Origin of the sequence: Kineosporia sp. A_224 (assembly GCF_002198655.1) — a bacterium.
Lineage (GTDB): Bacteria > Actinomycetota > Actinomycetes > Actinomycetales > Kineosporiaceae > R-H-3.
On the sequence record NZ_MWLN01000195.1, the window covers coordinates 20,627 to 34,640 of the forward strand.

The 14,014-nt window shown below is 74.2% G+C and carries 12 protein-coding genes; 9 read left to right on the plus strand and 3 right to left on the minus strand.

The window, feature by feature from the left end; all coding sequences use genetic code 11:
• Positions 1-351 precede the first annotated feature (351 nt).
• Positions 352-1,827 (plus strand): NAD-dependent succinate-semialdehyde dehydrogenase, encoded by a 1,476-nt coding sequence (locus EDJALFJO_RS22640; RefSeq protein ID WP_088288586.1) that lies wholly within the window; start codon positions 352-354, stop codon positions 1,825-1,827.
• Between the two features lie 45 nt (positions 1,828-1,872).
• Here the strand turns inward: EDJALFJO_RS22640 and EDJALFJO_RS22645 are convergent, their stop codons facing one another.
• The gene (locus EDJALFJO_RS22645) at positions 1,873-3,003 is read right to left on the minus strand and encodes a serine protease (RefSeq protein ID WP_088288587.1); all 1,131 of its coding nucleotides are present in this window, start codon (positions 3,001-3,003) and stop codon (positions 1,873-1,875) included.
• Positions 3,004-3,137: 134 nt separating this feature from the next.
• Between EDJALFJO_RS22645 and dxr the strand changes: the two genes are divergently transcribed.
• The 4 genes from dxr to EDJALFJO_RS22665 all read left to right on the plus strand — a co-directional run bounded on the left by dxr (position 3,138) and on the right by EDJALFJO_RS22665 (position 8,394).
• Complete coding sequence (dxr, locus tag EDJALFJO_RS22650) at positions 3,138-4,334, plus strand: 1-deoxy-D-xylulose-5-phosphate reductoisomerase (protein WP_088288588.1); 1,197 nt, start codon at positions 3,138-3,140, stop codon at positions 4,332-4,334.
• Positions 4,334-5,698 (plus strand): RIP metalloprotease, encoded by a 1,365-nt coding sequence (locus EDJALFJO_RS22655; RefSeq protein ID WP_198950557.1) that lies wholly within the window; start codon positions 4,334-4,336, stop codon positions 5,696-5,698. The genes dxr and EDJALFJO_RS22655 overlap by 1 nt, the downstream gene beginning before the upstream one ends.
• Before the next feature lie 491 nt (positions 5,699-6,189).
• The gene (gene ispG / locus EDJALFJO_RS22660; RefSeq protein WP_088288589.1) at positions 6,190-7,341 is read left to right on the plus strand and encodes a flavodoxin-dependent (E)-4-hydroxy-3-methylbut-2-enyl-diphosphate synthase; all 1,152 of its coding nucleotides are present in this window, start codon (positions 6,190-6,192) and stop codon (positions 7,339-7,341) included.
• A gap of 174 nt (positions 7,342-7,515) precedes the next feature.
• Entirely contained in the window at positions 7,516-8,394 is an 879-nt protein-coding gene (locus tag EDJALFJO_RS22665; RefSeq protein WP_233149988.1) for a GNAT family N-acetyltransferase, read from the plus strand.
• 197 nt (positions 8,395-8,591) lie between these two features.
• Here the strand turns inward: EDJALFJO_RS22665 and EDJALFJO_RS22670 are convergent, their stop codons facing one another.
• Complete coding sequence (locus tag EDJALFJO_RS22670) at positions 8,592-9,194, minus strand: DinB family protein (protein ID WP_088288591.1); 603 nt, start codon at positions 9,192-9,194, stop codon at positions 8,592-8,594.
• Between the two features lie 62 nt (positions 9,195-9,256).
• Between EDJALFJO_RS22670 and EDJALFJO_RS22675 the strand changes: the two genes are divergently transcribed.
• From EDJALFJO_RS22675 to EDJALFJO_RS22690, 4 genes are all read left to right on the plus strand, one after another.
• Positions 9,257-10,189, plus strand: coding sequence for a YafY family protein (locus EDJALFJO_RS22675; protein WP_088288592.1), 933 nt, complete (start codon positions 9,257-9,259; stop codon positions 10,187-10,189).
• 62 nt (positions 10,190-10,251) lie between these two features.
• A complete protein-coding gene (locus tag EDJALFJO_RS22680; protein ID WP_088288593.1) occupies positions 10,252-12,018 on the plus strand; it encodes a proline--tRNA ligase in 1,767 nt (588 codons plus the stop codon).
• Positions 12,011-12,757 carry an HAD family hydrolase gene (locus EDJALFJO_RS22685; RefSeq protein ID WP_088288594.1) on the plus strand — a complete coding sequence of 249 codons (747 nt, stop codon included), beginning with the start codon at positions 12,011-12,013 and terminating at the stop codon, positions 12,755-12,757. Before EDJALFJO_RS22680 ends, EDJALFJO_RS22685 begins: the two co-directional genes overlap by 8 nt.
• On the plus strand, positions 12,754-13,518 hold the full coding sequence (locus EDJALFJO_RS22690; protein WP_088288595.1) for a TSUP family transporter: 765 nt from the start codon (positions 12,754-12,756) through the stop codon (positions 13,516-13,518). The genes EDJALFJO_RS22685 and EDJALFJO_RS22690 overlap by 4 nt, the downstream gene beginning before the upstream one ends.
• Positions 13,519-13,534: 16 nt before the next feature.
• Here EDJALFJO_RS22690 and EDJALFJO_RS22695 read toward each other — a convergent pair.
• Positions 13,535-14,014, minus strand: a 480-nt coding sequence (locus tag EDJALFJO_RS22695; RefSeq protein WP_088288596.1) for a DUF4439 domain-containing protein, incomplete at its 5' end; no start/stop codon positions are given.

Here is a 14,014-nt window from a genome sequence, read left to right on the forward strand (position 1 = left end):
CTGCTCGCCACCGGCCGCGGTCCGCCNCGCCGGACCGCGGCCGCGGCAGGTCTGCGCGCGCGGTCCGCCACCCGGCAAGGATCGCAGGTCACGGCCGTCCGCGGGGCCGCTCCGCGGCACCTCGACGGCGGCCGTGGCCAGGGCCGCCGTCCGGCGCCCGGCCCGCGCGCGGACGGCGACCGGCGACCAGCCGAGGGTGACCGACCACCCGGGCGGCGTCACCGCACGGGCGATGCGGCGCCGTCCGACTCGCCGTGACGGCGACTCGCGGCCGGGCCGTGAGGTGGCAGCATGGCGCCCTGGCGCGGGACCGCGCCGCGACGCGAGCCGTACCCGAGGAGGACCGCACGCATGAGCACGACGACAGGTCTGAGCAGCCGCGAGAGCGCGGTGCTCGCCGGCGTCCGTACCGGCCTGTTCATCGGCGGCGAGTGGCGCCCCGGCAGCAACGGTGTCGTCGCGGTCGACGACCCCTCGACCGGTGAGGTCATCGCCGAGGTCGCCGACGCGAGCGTCGAGGACGCGCAGGCCGCGCTCGCGGCCGCGGTCGCCGTCCAGGACTCGTGGGCCGCGACCGCCCCGCGCGAGCGCGGCGAGATCCTGCGCCGTGCCTTCGAGCTCATCACCGAGCGCAGCGAGGACCTCGCGCTGCTCATGACGCTCGAGATGGGCAAGCCGCTCAAGGAGTCCCGCGGCGAGATCGCGTACGCCGCCGAGTTCTTCCGCTGGTTCTCCGAGGAGGCCGTGCGGATCTCCGGCCGGTACTCGGTCGCCCCGAACGGCGCGACCCGGCTGCTGACGATGAAGCAGCCGGTCGGTCCGTGCCTGTTCATCACGCCGTGGAACTTCCCGCTCGCGATGGGCACCCGCAAGATCGGGCCCGCCGTCGCGGCCGGCTGCACGATCGTCGTCAAGCCGGCGACCCAGACCCCGCTGTCGATGCTCGCGCTCGCCGGGATCATGACCGAGGCGGGGCTGCCCGAGGGCGTCCTCAACGTCGTCACGACGTCGCACACCGGCCAGGTCATGGGCGAGCTCATCAAGGACTCCCGGCTGCGCAAGCTGTCCTTCACCGGCTCCACCGAGGTCGGCAAGAAGCTCGTCGCGCAGTCCGCCGAGCAGCTCCTGCGGATCTCCATGGAGCTCGGCGGCAACGCCCCGTTCCTCGTCTTCGGCGACGCCGACCTCGACGCCGCCGTGGACGGCGCGATGCTCGCGAAGATGCGCAACATGGGCGAGGCGTGCACGGCCGCGAACCGCTTCATCGTCCACGAGTCCGTCGCCGACGAGTTCTCCCGCCGGCTGGCCGACCGGATGGGCGCGCTGACCGTCGGCCGGGGCACCCAGGACGGCATCGACGTCGGCCCGCTCGTGGACCGGCCGTCGCAGGTCAAGGTCGGCGAGCTCGTCCAGGACGCCGTCGACAAGGGCGCCGCGGTGCTCACCGGCGGCGGGGCCGTCGGCGAGCAGGGCTACTTCTTCGCCCCGACCGTGCTCAAGGACGTCGCGCCCGGCACCCGTCTGCTCGCCGAGGAGATCTTCGGCCCGGTCGCCCCGGTGACGACGTTCACCTCGGACGACGAGGCCGTCCGGCTCGCGAACGACACCGAGTACGGGCTCGTCGCCTACTTCTTCAGCAAGGACCTCACCCGGGCGCTCACGGTCGCCGAGGGCCTGGACACCGGCATGGTCGGCATCAACCAGGGCATCGTCTCGAACCCGGCCGCGCCGTTCGGCGGCGTCAAGCACTCCGGGTTCGGGCGTGAGGGCGGTGCCGAGGGCATCGAGGAGTACCTCGACGTCAAGTACGTCGGGATCGCGCTGTAGGCACTGCCGCCTGCGGCAGACCCTGCCGCGGCGACCGGGGCCCGCTCAGGCCCCGGTCGTCGCGGCGACCGAGTCGTAGAGGTTCTCCGCCGTCGTCCCGAGGTACGTGCCCCACAGGTACCCGTCGATCCCGACGTAGCTGAAGCTCGTCAGGGAGACGAGGGTGCCGCGGCCGGTCACCGGGTCGAGGCCGGCGACCCACGGGCCGCCGCTCGACCCGGGCGTCATGTCGCACCGCAGGCCCTGGTCCGCCGAGCCGCCGTACGTGTCCTGGCGCAGGTAGCCGCGGCAGTACGTGAGGTGCTCGCCGTCGAACGGGTCCGCCGCGGGGTAGCCGAGCGCGGTGACCCACTCGCCGCGCGCCCGCCCGAAGTCGATCGCCTGCCCGCCGACGGCCTGGGCGAGCGTCTGGTTCGAGGCGTTGCGGCCGACGTTCGCGAAGCCGACGTCGTTGTCGAAGTCCTCGGCCAGCGTGCGCCAGCCGGTCGTCGTCGCGAGATGGGTCGCGGCGAACTGGCCGTACGGCGCTGTCCCGTTGGTCCGGTAGCCCGGCACGAACAGCCAGCCCGTGGCGTAGGCGCCGGGCGTGGTCCCGTCGCCGCCCTCGTTGACGCAGTGCCCGGCGGTGAGCACCGTCGAGGCGTCCGGCGAGCTGACGGCGCTGCCGGAGCAGACGTAGTCGCCGCCGTCCATGTGGAAGAAGACCTTGCCCGTCGTCCGGGCGAGCCGGTGCGTCGAGGGGGTCGGCCAGGACCTGCCGGTCACGGTCGCGCCGCGGGTGCGCCACACCCGGTCGAGGCGGCCCGTGACGGCGGGCGGCCGGGTGGCGCGGCCCCCGGCGGCCACCCGGACGGCGCTCGCGGGCACGCGGGTCGCCGAGACGACGTACGGCCGGGCGGCGCGCATCCGGGCCGGCGTCCAGTACGCCCGGACCGCGCGCTGCGCGGCGACGGTCGTGGCCGCAGCCCGGACCCGGCCGACCGGGGTGCCGTCGGCGCCGCGGACCACCCGGTCGACGCGGTCGGACGCGAGCGGGCGGACGGCGCGCAGGGAGCGGCCGTCGGGAGCGGCGACGGCGTGCGCCGGGCCGGCCGCGGTGAGCGGTGCTGCGAGCGCCAGCAGCGCCGCGAGGACCGCGCCGCGCGCCGTCCGGCTGTGCCCCGCGCCGTCCGCCATCCGATTCCTCCTCGTGCCACCTGCGCTGATTACACAAAGTTCGTTGCTGTCATCGGAAAGTTACTGCACCGACCTGTGCGGGCCGTCGGGAGACCGCCCGAACGCAGCACTCGCACGTCTGTGACAATCCCTGCGTGTCGAACGTGCGTGAGGTCGTCGTCCTCGGGTCCACCGGTTCCATCGGCCGGCAGGCGGTCGAGGTGGTCCTCGACCGGCCCGGCCGCTGGCGGGTGGGGGCGCTCGCCGCGGAGGGGACCCGGGTCGAGGCGCTCGCCGACCAGGCGGCCGCGCTCGGCGTCCGGACCGTCGCCGTCGCCCGCCCCGAGGCCGAGGAGCCGCTGCGGCAGGCGCTCGCGGACCGTGGCGCCGGCCGGGTCGAGGTGCTCGCCGGCCCGGACGCCGCGGCGACCGTCGCGGGGTCGGGCGCGGACGTCGTGCTCAACGGGATGACCGGTGCCATCGGGCTGCGGCCCACGCTCGCCGCCCTGCGGGCGGGCAGCCTGCTGGCGCTCGCGAACAAGGAGTCGCTCATCATCGGCGGCCCGCTCGTCGCGGCCGCGGCCAAGCCGGGCCAGATCCTCCCCGTGGACTCCGAGCACAGCGCCGTCGCGCAGTGCCTGCGGGCCGGCCGGGCCGACGAGGTCGCCCGGCTCGTGCTCACCGCGAGCGGCGGCCCGTTCCGCGGCCGGACCCGGGAGGACCTCCTCGACGTCACCCCGGAGCAGGCGCTCGCGCACCCGACATGGGCGATGGGCCCGGTCATCACGACGAACTCGGCGACCCTGGTCAACAAGGGCCTGGAGGTCATCGAGGCGCACCTGCTCTTCGGGATCGACTACGACCGGATCGACGTCGTCGTCCACCCGCAGTCCGTCGTCCACTCGATGGTCGAGTTCACCGACGGCTCGACCGTCGCGCAGTGCTCGCCGCCCGACATGCGGCTGCCGATCGCGCTGGCCCTCGGCTGGCCCGAACGGGTCAAGGGCGCCGCGGCCGGCTGCGACTGGACGCGGGCCGCGACCTGGACGTTCGAGCCGCTCGACGACGACGCCTTCCCCGCCGTCCGGCTGGCGCGCAAGGTCGGCGCGCTCGGCGGGACGTATCCTGCGGTGTACAACGCGGCGAACGAGGTGTGCGTCGACGCCTTCCTGAAGGGCCGGATCCGCTTCGTCGAGATCGTCGACACCGTCTCCGCGGTCGTCGACGACCACGACGGGGCCACCGGGCCGCTCGGGCTGGACGACGTCCTCGGCGCCGACGCCTGGGCCCGGGACCGGGCCCGGGACGTGCTGTCCGTCGCTGCGGCGGGCGGGGGAGAGGTGGACCGGTAGTGGAGTCCGTCGGCATCTACGCCCTCGGCGTGGCGTTCTACGCGGTGTGCGTCGCCGCGTCGATCGCCCTGCACGAGGTCGGCCACCTGGTGCCCGCCAAGCGCTTCGGGATCAAGTGCAGCCAGTACATGGTCGGGTTCGGCCCGACCGTGTGGTCGCGGCAGCGCGGCGAGACCGAGTACGGCGTCAAGGCGATCCCGCTGGGCGGCTACGTGCGGATGCTCGGGATGTTCCCGCCCAAGCCGGGCCAGCCCGCGCGGGTCGACTCCACCGGCCGGCTCGGGATGCTCGTCGACCAGGCCCGCAACGACGCCCAGCGCGACATCGGGCCCGAGGACGCCGACCGGCTCTTCTACCAGCGCTCGGTGCCGAAGCGGGTCGTCGTCATGCTCGGCGGCCCGACGATGAACCTCCTCATCGCCGCCGTCCTCTTCACCCTGCTGTGGACGACGTACGGCCTGTCCCGGGAGACGCCGGTCGTCGACACGGTGTCGAAGTGCGTCGTGCCGGTGGCCGCGTCGAAGAAGGAGCAGGCCGCCGCGGCGCCGCAGTGCACCGCGACGAGCGCGCCCACGCCCGCGGTGGCGGCCGGCATCCAGCCCGGCGACCGGATCGTCGCGTTCGCGGGCACCCGGATCGAGGAGTGGTCGACCCTCCAGGGCCTCATCCGAGCCAACCCCGGCCGCACGCTGCCGCTCGTCGTCGAGCGGGCCGGTGCGCAGGTGCCGCTCCAGGTCACGCTCATCAAGGACAACCGGTACAAGCTCGACGGCAACGGGCTGCCCGTCGTCGACGACCAGGGCCGGTACGTGCTCGTCCCCGTCGGGTTCCTCGGCGTCTCCCCGACGACGGTCCGCGAGACGCTCGCGCTCACCGAGGTCCCCGGCCAGTTCGGCACCTTCATCGCGCAGACCGCCGCCGCGATCGTCAACATCCCCTCGAAGATGGTCGGCGTCGTCAAGGCCGCGACCTTCCAGGGCGAGCGGGACCCGAACGGCCCGATCAGCGTCGTCGGCGCGGGCCGGATCGTCGGCGAGATCGCGAGCGTCCAGGGCACGCCGGAGAACCCGATCAACTTCTCCGACAAGGTCGCGGGCGCCGTCCAGATCGTGGCCGGCATCAACCTCGCGCTCTTCCTCTTCAACCTCGTCCCGCTGCTGCCGCTGGACGGCGGGCACGTCGCCGGCGCGCTCTGGGAGGCCGTCCGCCGCCGGGTCAACCGGGCGCTGCGCCGCCCGGACCCGGGGCCCGTCGACATCGCACGGCTGCTGCCGCTCACGTACGTCGTCGCCTCGCTGCTGCTCGGGATGTCCGTCCTGCTCATCTACGCGGACATCGTCAACCCGATCCGGATCACCGGCTGACGGAGGCTCTGCCTCGGCGCGGTTTCGCTGTGGGGCGGCGTCCTCTGGCGGGATACGCACCTCTCGCTGCGTCCTCTGGTGGGTTGCGCACCTCGCGCCGGGCGTTCTGTGGCGGGTTACGCACGTTGTGCTGGCGTCCTCTGGTGCGAAACGCACGCTTCGTCGTCCTCTGGTGAAAGAAGCACGCCAAAACTCACTTTTGGAGTGCTTCCTTCACCAGAGGACGAGGTTGCGTGCGTTCGACACCAGAGGACGGGGCCGGGTTCGGTGCGTGATCCGCCAGAGGACGACGACGTCGGGTTCGTATCCCGCCAGAGGACGCAGCCCCTGCGGTGCGCGACGCACCAGAGGACGACGGCCGCCGGGGCGGGGCGCAGCGGCGGCGTGATCCGGCACTCGGCGGGTGGCGCGCGCCCCGCCGGGAGATACTGGGACCCGTGCGCGCGCCGTCCGACGCCCGCACGACCACCCGTGAGAGGCGAAGTCACCCCATGTCCGTGAACCTCGGTCTGCCCGCCCTGCCGCCGCCGGTGCTGAGCCCGCGCAGGAAGTCCCGGCAGATCTCGGTCGGCAAGGTCCTCGTCGGCGGGGACGCCCCGGTGTCGGTGCAGTCGATGACGACGACGCTCACGTCGGACGTCAACTCGACGCTCCAGCAGATCGCCGAGCTCACGGCCGCCGGGTGCGACATCGTCCGGGTCGCCTGCCCGAGCCAGGACGACGCCGAGGCGCTGCCCGCGATCGCCCGCAAGTCCCAGATCCCGGTCATCGCGGACATCCACTTCCAGCCGAAGTACGTCTTCGCGGCGATCGACGCCGGCTGCGCGGCGGTCCGGGTGAACCCGGGCAACATCCGTCAGTTCGACGACCAGGTCAAGGAGATCGCCAAGGCCGCCGGTGACGCCGGGGTCTCGATCCGGATCGGGGTCAACGCGGGGTCGCTCGACAAGCGGCTCCTCGAGAAGTACGGCAAGGCCACCCCCGAGGCGCTCGTGGAGTCCGCCGTCTGGGAGGCCTCGCTCTTCGAGGAGCACGGCTTCCACGACTTCAAGATCTCCGTCAAGCACAACGACCCCGTCGTCATGGTCAAGGCGTACCAGCTGCTCGCCGAGGCCGGCGACTGGCCGCTGCACCTCGGCGTCACCGAGGCCGGCCCGGCGTTCCAGGGCACGATCAAGTCCTCCGTCGCCTTCGGCGCGCTGCTCAGCCAGGGCATCGGCGACACGATCCGGGTGTCGCTCTCGGCCCCGCCGGTCGAGGAGGTCAAGGTCGGCATCCAGATCCTGCAGTCGCTCAACCTGCGCCCCCGCAAGCTCGAGATCGTCTCCTGCCCCTCCTGCGGCCGGGCCCAGGTCGACGTCTACAAGCTCGCGGACGCCGTGACCGCCGGTCTCGACGGCCTCGAGGTGCCGCTGCGGGTCGCCGTCATGGGCTGCGTCGTCAACGGCCCGGGCGAGGCCCGCGAGGCCGACCTCGGGGTCGCGTCCGGCAACGGCAAGGGCCAGATCTTCGTCCGCGGCGAGGTCGTCAAGACGGTCCCCGAGGCGCAGATCGTGGAGACCCTCATCGAGGAGGCCATGCGCCTGGCCGAGGAGATGGGCGAGACCGCCGGCGAGGGCGCGCCGTCCGTCACGGTCGGCTGAACCGCCCGCAGACCCTGCCGCCGACGAGCCGACGGGACGTCCGCGCGACGGCTGTCAGAATGGTCGGGCGAGGGTGGTCCGGACGACGGTGACGGGGCAGGCATGACGGGACGGCTGAGCCGATCGGGGCGAGGCCTCTCGCTCTGGGGCGGGGGCGCGGTGGAGGATGCGAGGGTGCTCCGCTCCTCCCTGCGGCTCCTGGACCGCCACGACGTCGCCGAGGCGCTCGCCGTGTGCGACCGGGACGTCGCGGCGAACCTCTTCGTCTCGGCGCGGCTGAGCGGCCCGGGGTTCGGCAACCGGGCGGGCGGCGGCGAGCTCTGGGGCTACCACGACAGCCACGGCCTGGCGTCGCTGTGCTGGTCCGGGGCGAACCTCGTGCCGGTCCAGGCCGACGAGGAGGCCGTCGACGCGTTCGCCGACCGGGCCCGCCGGCAGGGCCGCAACTGCTCCTCGATCGTCGGCCCGGCTGACGCCGTCCTCGCGTTGTGGCGCCGCCTCGAGCGGTACTGGGGCCCGGCCCGTGAGGTCCGCGCCGAGCAGCCGCTCATGGCGCTCGAGGGCCCGCCGGTCGTGGCGCCCGACCCGCGGGTGCGGCGCAGCCGGCTCGACGAGCTCGACCTCGTCGTCCCCGCGTGCGTCGCGATGTTCACCGAGGAGGTCGGCTACTCGCCGGTCGCCCAGGACGGCGGCGCGCTCTACCACGCACAGGTCACCTCGCTCGTCGCCGGCGGCCGCTCCCTCGTGCGGATCGACGACGTGCCCGGGGCGCCCGGCGTGCTCGGCGCCGGCGGGCGCCGCGAAGTCGTCTTCAAGGCCGAGCTCGGCTCGGTGACGCAGCGCGCCGTCCAGGTGCAGGGGGTCTGGGTCAACCCGCGGCACCGCGGCCGCGGCCTCGCCGCCCCGGGGATGGCCGCCGTCGCGCGCGTCGTCCAGGCCGAGGTGGCGCCGCTCGTGACGCTCTACGTCAACGGGTACAACGTGCGCGCCGTGCGGACGTACGAGCGGGTCGGCTTCCGCCGCGTGGGGACGTTCGCGACCGTCCTGTTCTGAGCCGCCGCAGGTCTCGTGCGTCCGCGCCACGGCGCAGGTTCCGCCCACGGCACAAGCCCCCGCAGTCACGCACCCATCGCTGCACGGCGCCGACCTGCTCGGCCGTGCAGCCGTGGGTGCATGGGAACGGGTGTGTGCACCCCCTCCGCGATGCACCGACACGTGCGCGCCTCACAGGTCGGCCGAGGGCTCGGGTGTCACTGCCGGGCCGCGTAGAGGTCACGCAGCAGCGCGACCTCCGCCCCGTGGTGGATCAGCTCGCGGTGGATGTGCAGCACGAGCCCGGCCATCGAGAGGTCGGCGTACGGACCCTCGGCCGGCCCGCACGGGCGCAGCAGCCCGTCGCCGGGGGTGTCGGCCCCGCCGAGCGACCGGACGCCGGCGACCCACTGCCCGTACTGGTCGTCGAGCCGGGCCAGCGCCTCGTCCGCCGTGGCCGGGTAGTCGTAGGTCAGGTAGTCGCACGCCTCGCCGCCGAAGTGCGAGGCGTTGCGCGCGCCGAGGACGCCCACGAGCACGTGCCCGAGCCGCCACGCGATCGTCGTCACCGGCGCCGGCTCCGGCGCGGGGAACGCGAACTCGATGACCATCGCGCCCGAGCCGCCCTGCACGGGCGCGGTCGACGTGCCGCGCGGGCGGACGTTCCAGCACCCGGGCACCGGCTCCCAGAGGTACTCCTCGTCGGTGAGGCCGGCCAGGCGCGGCCGGAGCTGGCTCTCCCAGTGGACGGTCAGCTGGTCGAGCAGGGCGGCGTTCCAGTCAAGGCCGGTCGCGGTACGGGCGCTCGTCGTCTCTGTCATGCGGACGACGGTAGGGCCCCAGGCGGACAGGTGCGGTCCGCCTGGGCGGACATACTGGCCGGGTGCTCGAGACCTCGGCCCGGCTGCTCCGGCTCCTGTCGCTCCTCCAGGAGCACCGGGAGTGGAGCGGCCCCGCGCTCGCGGCCCGGCTCGACGTGACGACCCGCACCGTCCGCCGCGACGTCGACCGGCTGCGCAGCCTCGGCTACCCCGTGGACGCGACCGCGCAGAGCGGGTACCGGCTCGGCCGGGGCGCCGCTCTGCCGCCGCTGCTCCTCGACGACGACGAGGCGGTCGCCGTCGCCGCGGCGCTGAGCACCGCGCCGGGGGAGGAGATGGCCGCGGCCGCGGCCCGGGCCCTCGCCAAGCTGGAGCCGGTGCTCCCCGCCCGGCTGCGGGACCGGCTGACCGCCGTCCAGACCGCGTCCGTCGCCCTGCCGAGCGGCGACGCGGCCGTCCCGCCCGACCGGATCGCGGCGCTCGCCGCCGCCTGCCGGGACGCCGTCCGGGTGCGCATGACCTACACCGACGGTGGCGGCGCGACGGGGGAGCGCGACGTCGAGCCGTACCGCCTCGTCCACGTCGGCCGGCGCTGGTACCTGCTCGGGTTCGACCCGGCCCGCGCGGACTGGCGCACCCTGCGCGTCGACCGGATCGCCGACCTCCACGTGACGACCTTCGGCTTCACCCGCCACGACCCGCCGGACGCCGCCGCCTTCGTCGGGCAGGCCGTCACGTCGTCCCCCTACCGGTGGCAGGCCCGGGTGCGGGTGCACGCCCCCGTCGCGGACGTCGCGGCGCGGGTCCCGGCGACCGTCGCGCGGCTCGAGGCCGACGGCGACCGCTGCCTCCTGACGACCGGCGCGCACGACCTCGGCCAGCTCGTCGGGCACCTCGCCGCCCTGCCCTGGGACCTCGACGTGCTCGACCCGCCCGAGCTGCGCGACGCCGTCCGCGCGGCCGCGCAGCGGCTCGCCCGGGCCGCCGCCGGATAACCGGTCAGGCGGGGGCCGCCGTCGCGGGTAGCCTTCTGGGGTCACTTCTCCAGGAGGTCCCAGTGCTGTTGCGGATGTCGTCGTTGTTCCTGCGCACCCTGCGTGAGGACCCGGCGGACGCAGAGGTCCCGAGCCACAAGCTGCTCGTCCGTGCCGGCTACGTCCGGCGGGCGGCGCCGGGCATCTACTCCTGGCTGCCGCTCGGCTACCTCGCCTACCGCAACGTCGAGCGCATCGTCCGGGAGGAGATGGACGCCGCGGGGTTCCAGGAGGTGCACTTCCCCGCGCTGCTGCCCCGCGAGCCCTACGAGGCGACGAACCGCTGGACCGAGTACGGCGACAACCTCTTCCGGCTCAAGGACCGCAAGGGCAACGACATGCTCCTCGGGCCCACGCACGAGGAGATGTTCACCCTGCTCGTCAAGGACCTGTACTCCTCGTACAAGGACCTGCCCCTGGCGATCTACCAGATCCAGCTGAAGTACCGCGACGAGGCCCGGCCCCGCGCCGGCATCCTGCGCGGGCGCGAGTTCGTCATGAAGGACTCCTACTCCTTCGACGTCGACGACGCCGGCCTCGAGCGGTCCTACCAGCGGCACCGCGACGCCTACATCAAGACGTTCGACAGGATCGGGCTCGACTACGTCATCGTCTCGGCGATGTCCGGGGCGATGGGCGGCAGCAAGAGCGAGGAGTTCCTCCAGCCGACGCCCGTCGGGGAGGACACCTTCGTCCGCTGCACGTCGTGCGACTACGCCGCGAACGTCGAGGCCGTGACGACGCCCGTGCCCCCGGCGCAGAACTGGGACGGTGTCCCCGCGGCGCACGTCGAGGACACCCCCGACACCCCGACGATCGAGACACTCGTCAACGTCGCGAACGACAAGCACCCCCGCGCCGACGGCCGGCCCTGGACCGCCGCGGACACCCTGAAGAACGTCGTCGTCATGCTCGTGCAGCCCGACGGCACCCGTGAGCCGCTGTGCGTCGGCCTGCCCGGCGACCGCGAGGTCGACCTCAAGCGCCTCGAGGCCGCCGTCTCGCCCGCCGAGGTCGAGCCCTTCGAGGCCGCCGACTTCGCGAAGCACCCGAGCCTCGTCAAGGGCTACATCGGGCCCGGAGTGCTCGGCGAGAAGCAGACCAGCGGCATCCGCTACCTGCTCGACCCCCGCGTCGTCCCCGGCACCGCCTGGGTCACCGGCGCCGACGAGCACGGCAAGCACGTGTTCGACCTCGTCGCCGGCCGCGACTTCGACGGCGACGGTACGGTCGAGGCGGCCGAGGTCCGCGCGGGCGACGCGTGCCCGAACTGCGGCCACGAGGTGACGATCGCGCGCGGCATCGAGATCGGCCACATCTTCCAGCTGGGCCGCAAGTACGCCGACGCCCTCGACCTCAAGGTCCTCGACGAGAACGGCAAGCTCGTCACCGTGACGATGGGCTCGTACGGCATCGGCGTCTCGCGCGCCGTCGCCGCCGTCGTCGAGGCCAACCACGACGAGTTCGGCATGGTCTGGCCCCGCGAGGTGGCGCCCGCCGACGTCCACGTCATGGCGACCGGCAAGGACGAGGCCGTCTTCGCCGAGGCCGACCGGGTCTGCGCCGAGCTCGAGGCGGCCGGCGTCCGGGTGCTCTACGACGACCGTCGCAAGGTCTCGCCCGGGGTCAAGTTCAAGGACGCCGAGCTCCTCGGCATGCCGACGATCGTCGTCGTCGGCAAGGGCCTCGAGCAGGGCACGATCGAGGTCAAGGACCGCCGCTCCGGCGAGCGCACCGAGGTCCCGGTCGCCGAGGTCGTGAACCACCTCGTCTCCGTCGTCCGTGGCTGACGCGCACGCCAGCAGCGGCGCCCTCCGCGCGGTCATCTTCGACTGGGGCGGCACGCTGACGCCCTGGCACACCGTCGACATCGCGTCGCAGTGGCGCTCGTTCGCCGAGCACTTCGGTGACGACGGCCTCGCGGACCGCATCCTCGCCGCCGAGAAGCGGGCCTGGCTGCGCCAGCGCGACGAGGGCGGCAGCGCCCGGATGGCCGAGATCCTCGCCGAGGCCGGGGTGCGGTCCGACCACCCGGGCCACAGCGCCGCGCACACGGCGTACGAGGAGTTCTGGGAGCCGCACACCTTCACCGACCCCGACGTCCCGCCGCTCTTCCACGGTCTCAAGGAGCGCGGGATCAAGGTCGGCGTGCTGTCGAACACGATCTGGACCCGGGAGTACCACGACGGGGTCTTCGCCCGGGACGGCGTCCTCGACCTCATCGACGGCTCGGTCTACAGCTCGGAGATCGAGCACGCCAAACCGCACCGCGAGGCGTTCGCCGCGGCGATGGCCGCGGTGGGGGAGAGCGACCCGGGCGCCTGCGTCTACGTCGGCGACCGGCCCTACGAGGACGTCCACGGCGCCCAGCGCGCCGGCCTGCGGGCGATCCTCGTGCCGCACTCGGACATCCCCGCCGACCAGCAGGTGCCGGTCGACGTGGAGCCGGACGCCGTCGTCCAGCGGCTCGTGGAGATCCTCGACGTCGTCGACGGCTGGGTCGCCCGCGTGCCGCAGGGCCCGCGCTGAGCCCTGACCTCTGGCTCCCGGTCGCCGCGCTCGCGGCGGGCTGGGTCGACGCGGTCGTCGGCGGCGGCGGGCTCATCCAGCTGCCGGCGCTGCTCATCGGGCTGCCCGGGGCCTCGCCGGCGCAGATCCTCGCGACGAACAAGCTCGCGAGCATCTGCGGCACGACGACGTCGTCGATCACGTACGCCCGCCGGATCCGGCCGAGCCTGCGGACCGTCCTGCCGCTCGCGGGCGCGGCGTTCGCCGGCTCGGCGGCCGGGGCCGCCTGCGCGAGCCTGCTACCGGCCGCCGTGTTCCGGCCGCTCGTCCTCGTCCTGCTCGTCGCGGTCGGGCTGTACACGTGGCGCCGCCCCGACCTCGGTGCCGTCACCGCGCTGCGGCACAGCGGGCACCGGCACACCCTGGCGGCGGCCGGGGTCGGGGTCGGGCTCGGGTTCTACGACGGGATCTTCGGGCCGGGCACCGGGGCCTTTCTCGTGCTCGCCCTGGTCGCCGTCCTCGGCTACGCGTTCCTCGAGGCGAGCGGGACGGCGAAGATCGCCAACGTCGCGACGAACCTGGGGGCGCTCGTCGTCTTCGTCCCGCAGGGGGCGCCGCTGTGGCGCACCGGGCTGCTCATGGGGGCCGCGAACGTGCTCGGCGGCTACCTCGGGGCGCGGACGGCGGTCGCGCGCGGGTCGCGGTTCGTCCGGACGGTGCTGCTCGTCGTCGTCGCGGCGCTCGTCGTCCGGCTCGGCTGGGACGTGCTCGTCCGCCGCTGACGCGCCGCCGCGCGGGTCACTCGGTGAAGGCGGGGACCGTTCCCGACCACTCGACCCGGCGCCGGGTCGCGGTCACCGCGAGGTTCGCCGCCCGGACCCGGACGTCGCTGCCGCCGCGGCCGGTGGCCCACACCGCGACCCGGGCCACCCCGGCCTCCAGGGACGCCGCGAGGTCCCCGGCGCCGGTAGCGCTCGACGGGACGTCGACGGTGTACGCGGGCAGCGCGGCCGGCGGCTCGGCGCCGCCGGCCACGACCTGCGCCTCGAGGACGTCGCGGCTCGTGCGGTGCGCGGCCCAGAGGGCCTGCGCGCGCTTGCGGCGGCCGTCGCGGACCCGGGGCACGACGACGGCGTAGCCGAAGACCGCGGCGTGCTCCGCCTCGACGAGCCGGGCGAGCGCGTCGAGGTCGGCGGCCGGCCGGCTCGGGCGCGGTGCCGGGGTGAGCGTCGGCAGTGCGGTCCCGCTCGGCTGGTCGGTCGGCTGGTCGGTCGGCTC

What these genes read in the sequence shown, in the direction of transcription:
- EDJALFJO_RS22640 (WP_088288586.1), top strand. Translation starts at nt 352, where the DNA reads ATGAGCACGACGACAGGTCTGAGCAGCCGCGAGAGCGCGGTGCTCGCC.
- EDJALFJO_RS22645 (WP_088288587.1), bottom strand. Translation starts at nt 3,003, where the DNA reads ATGGCGGACGGCGCGGGGCACAGCCGGACGGCGCGCGGCGCGGTCCTC.
- ispG (WP_088288589.1), top strand. Translation starts at nt 6,190, where the DNA reads ATGTCCGTGAACCTCGGTCTGCCCGCCCTGCCGCCGCCGGTGCTGAGC.
- EDJALFJO_RS22670 (WP_088288591.1), bottom strand. Translation starts at nt 9,194, where the DNA reads ATGACAGAGACGACGAGCGCCCGTACCGCGACCGGCCTTGACTGGAAC.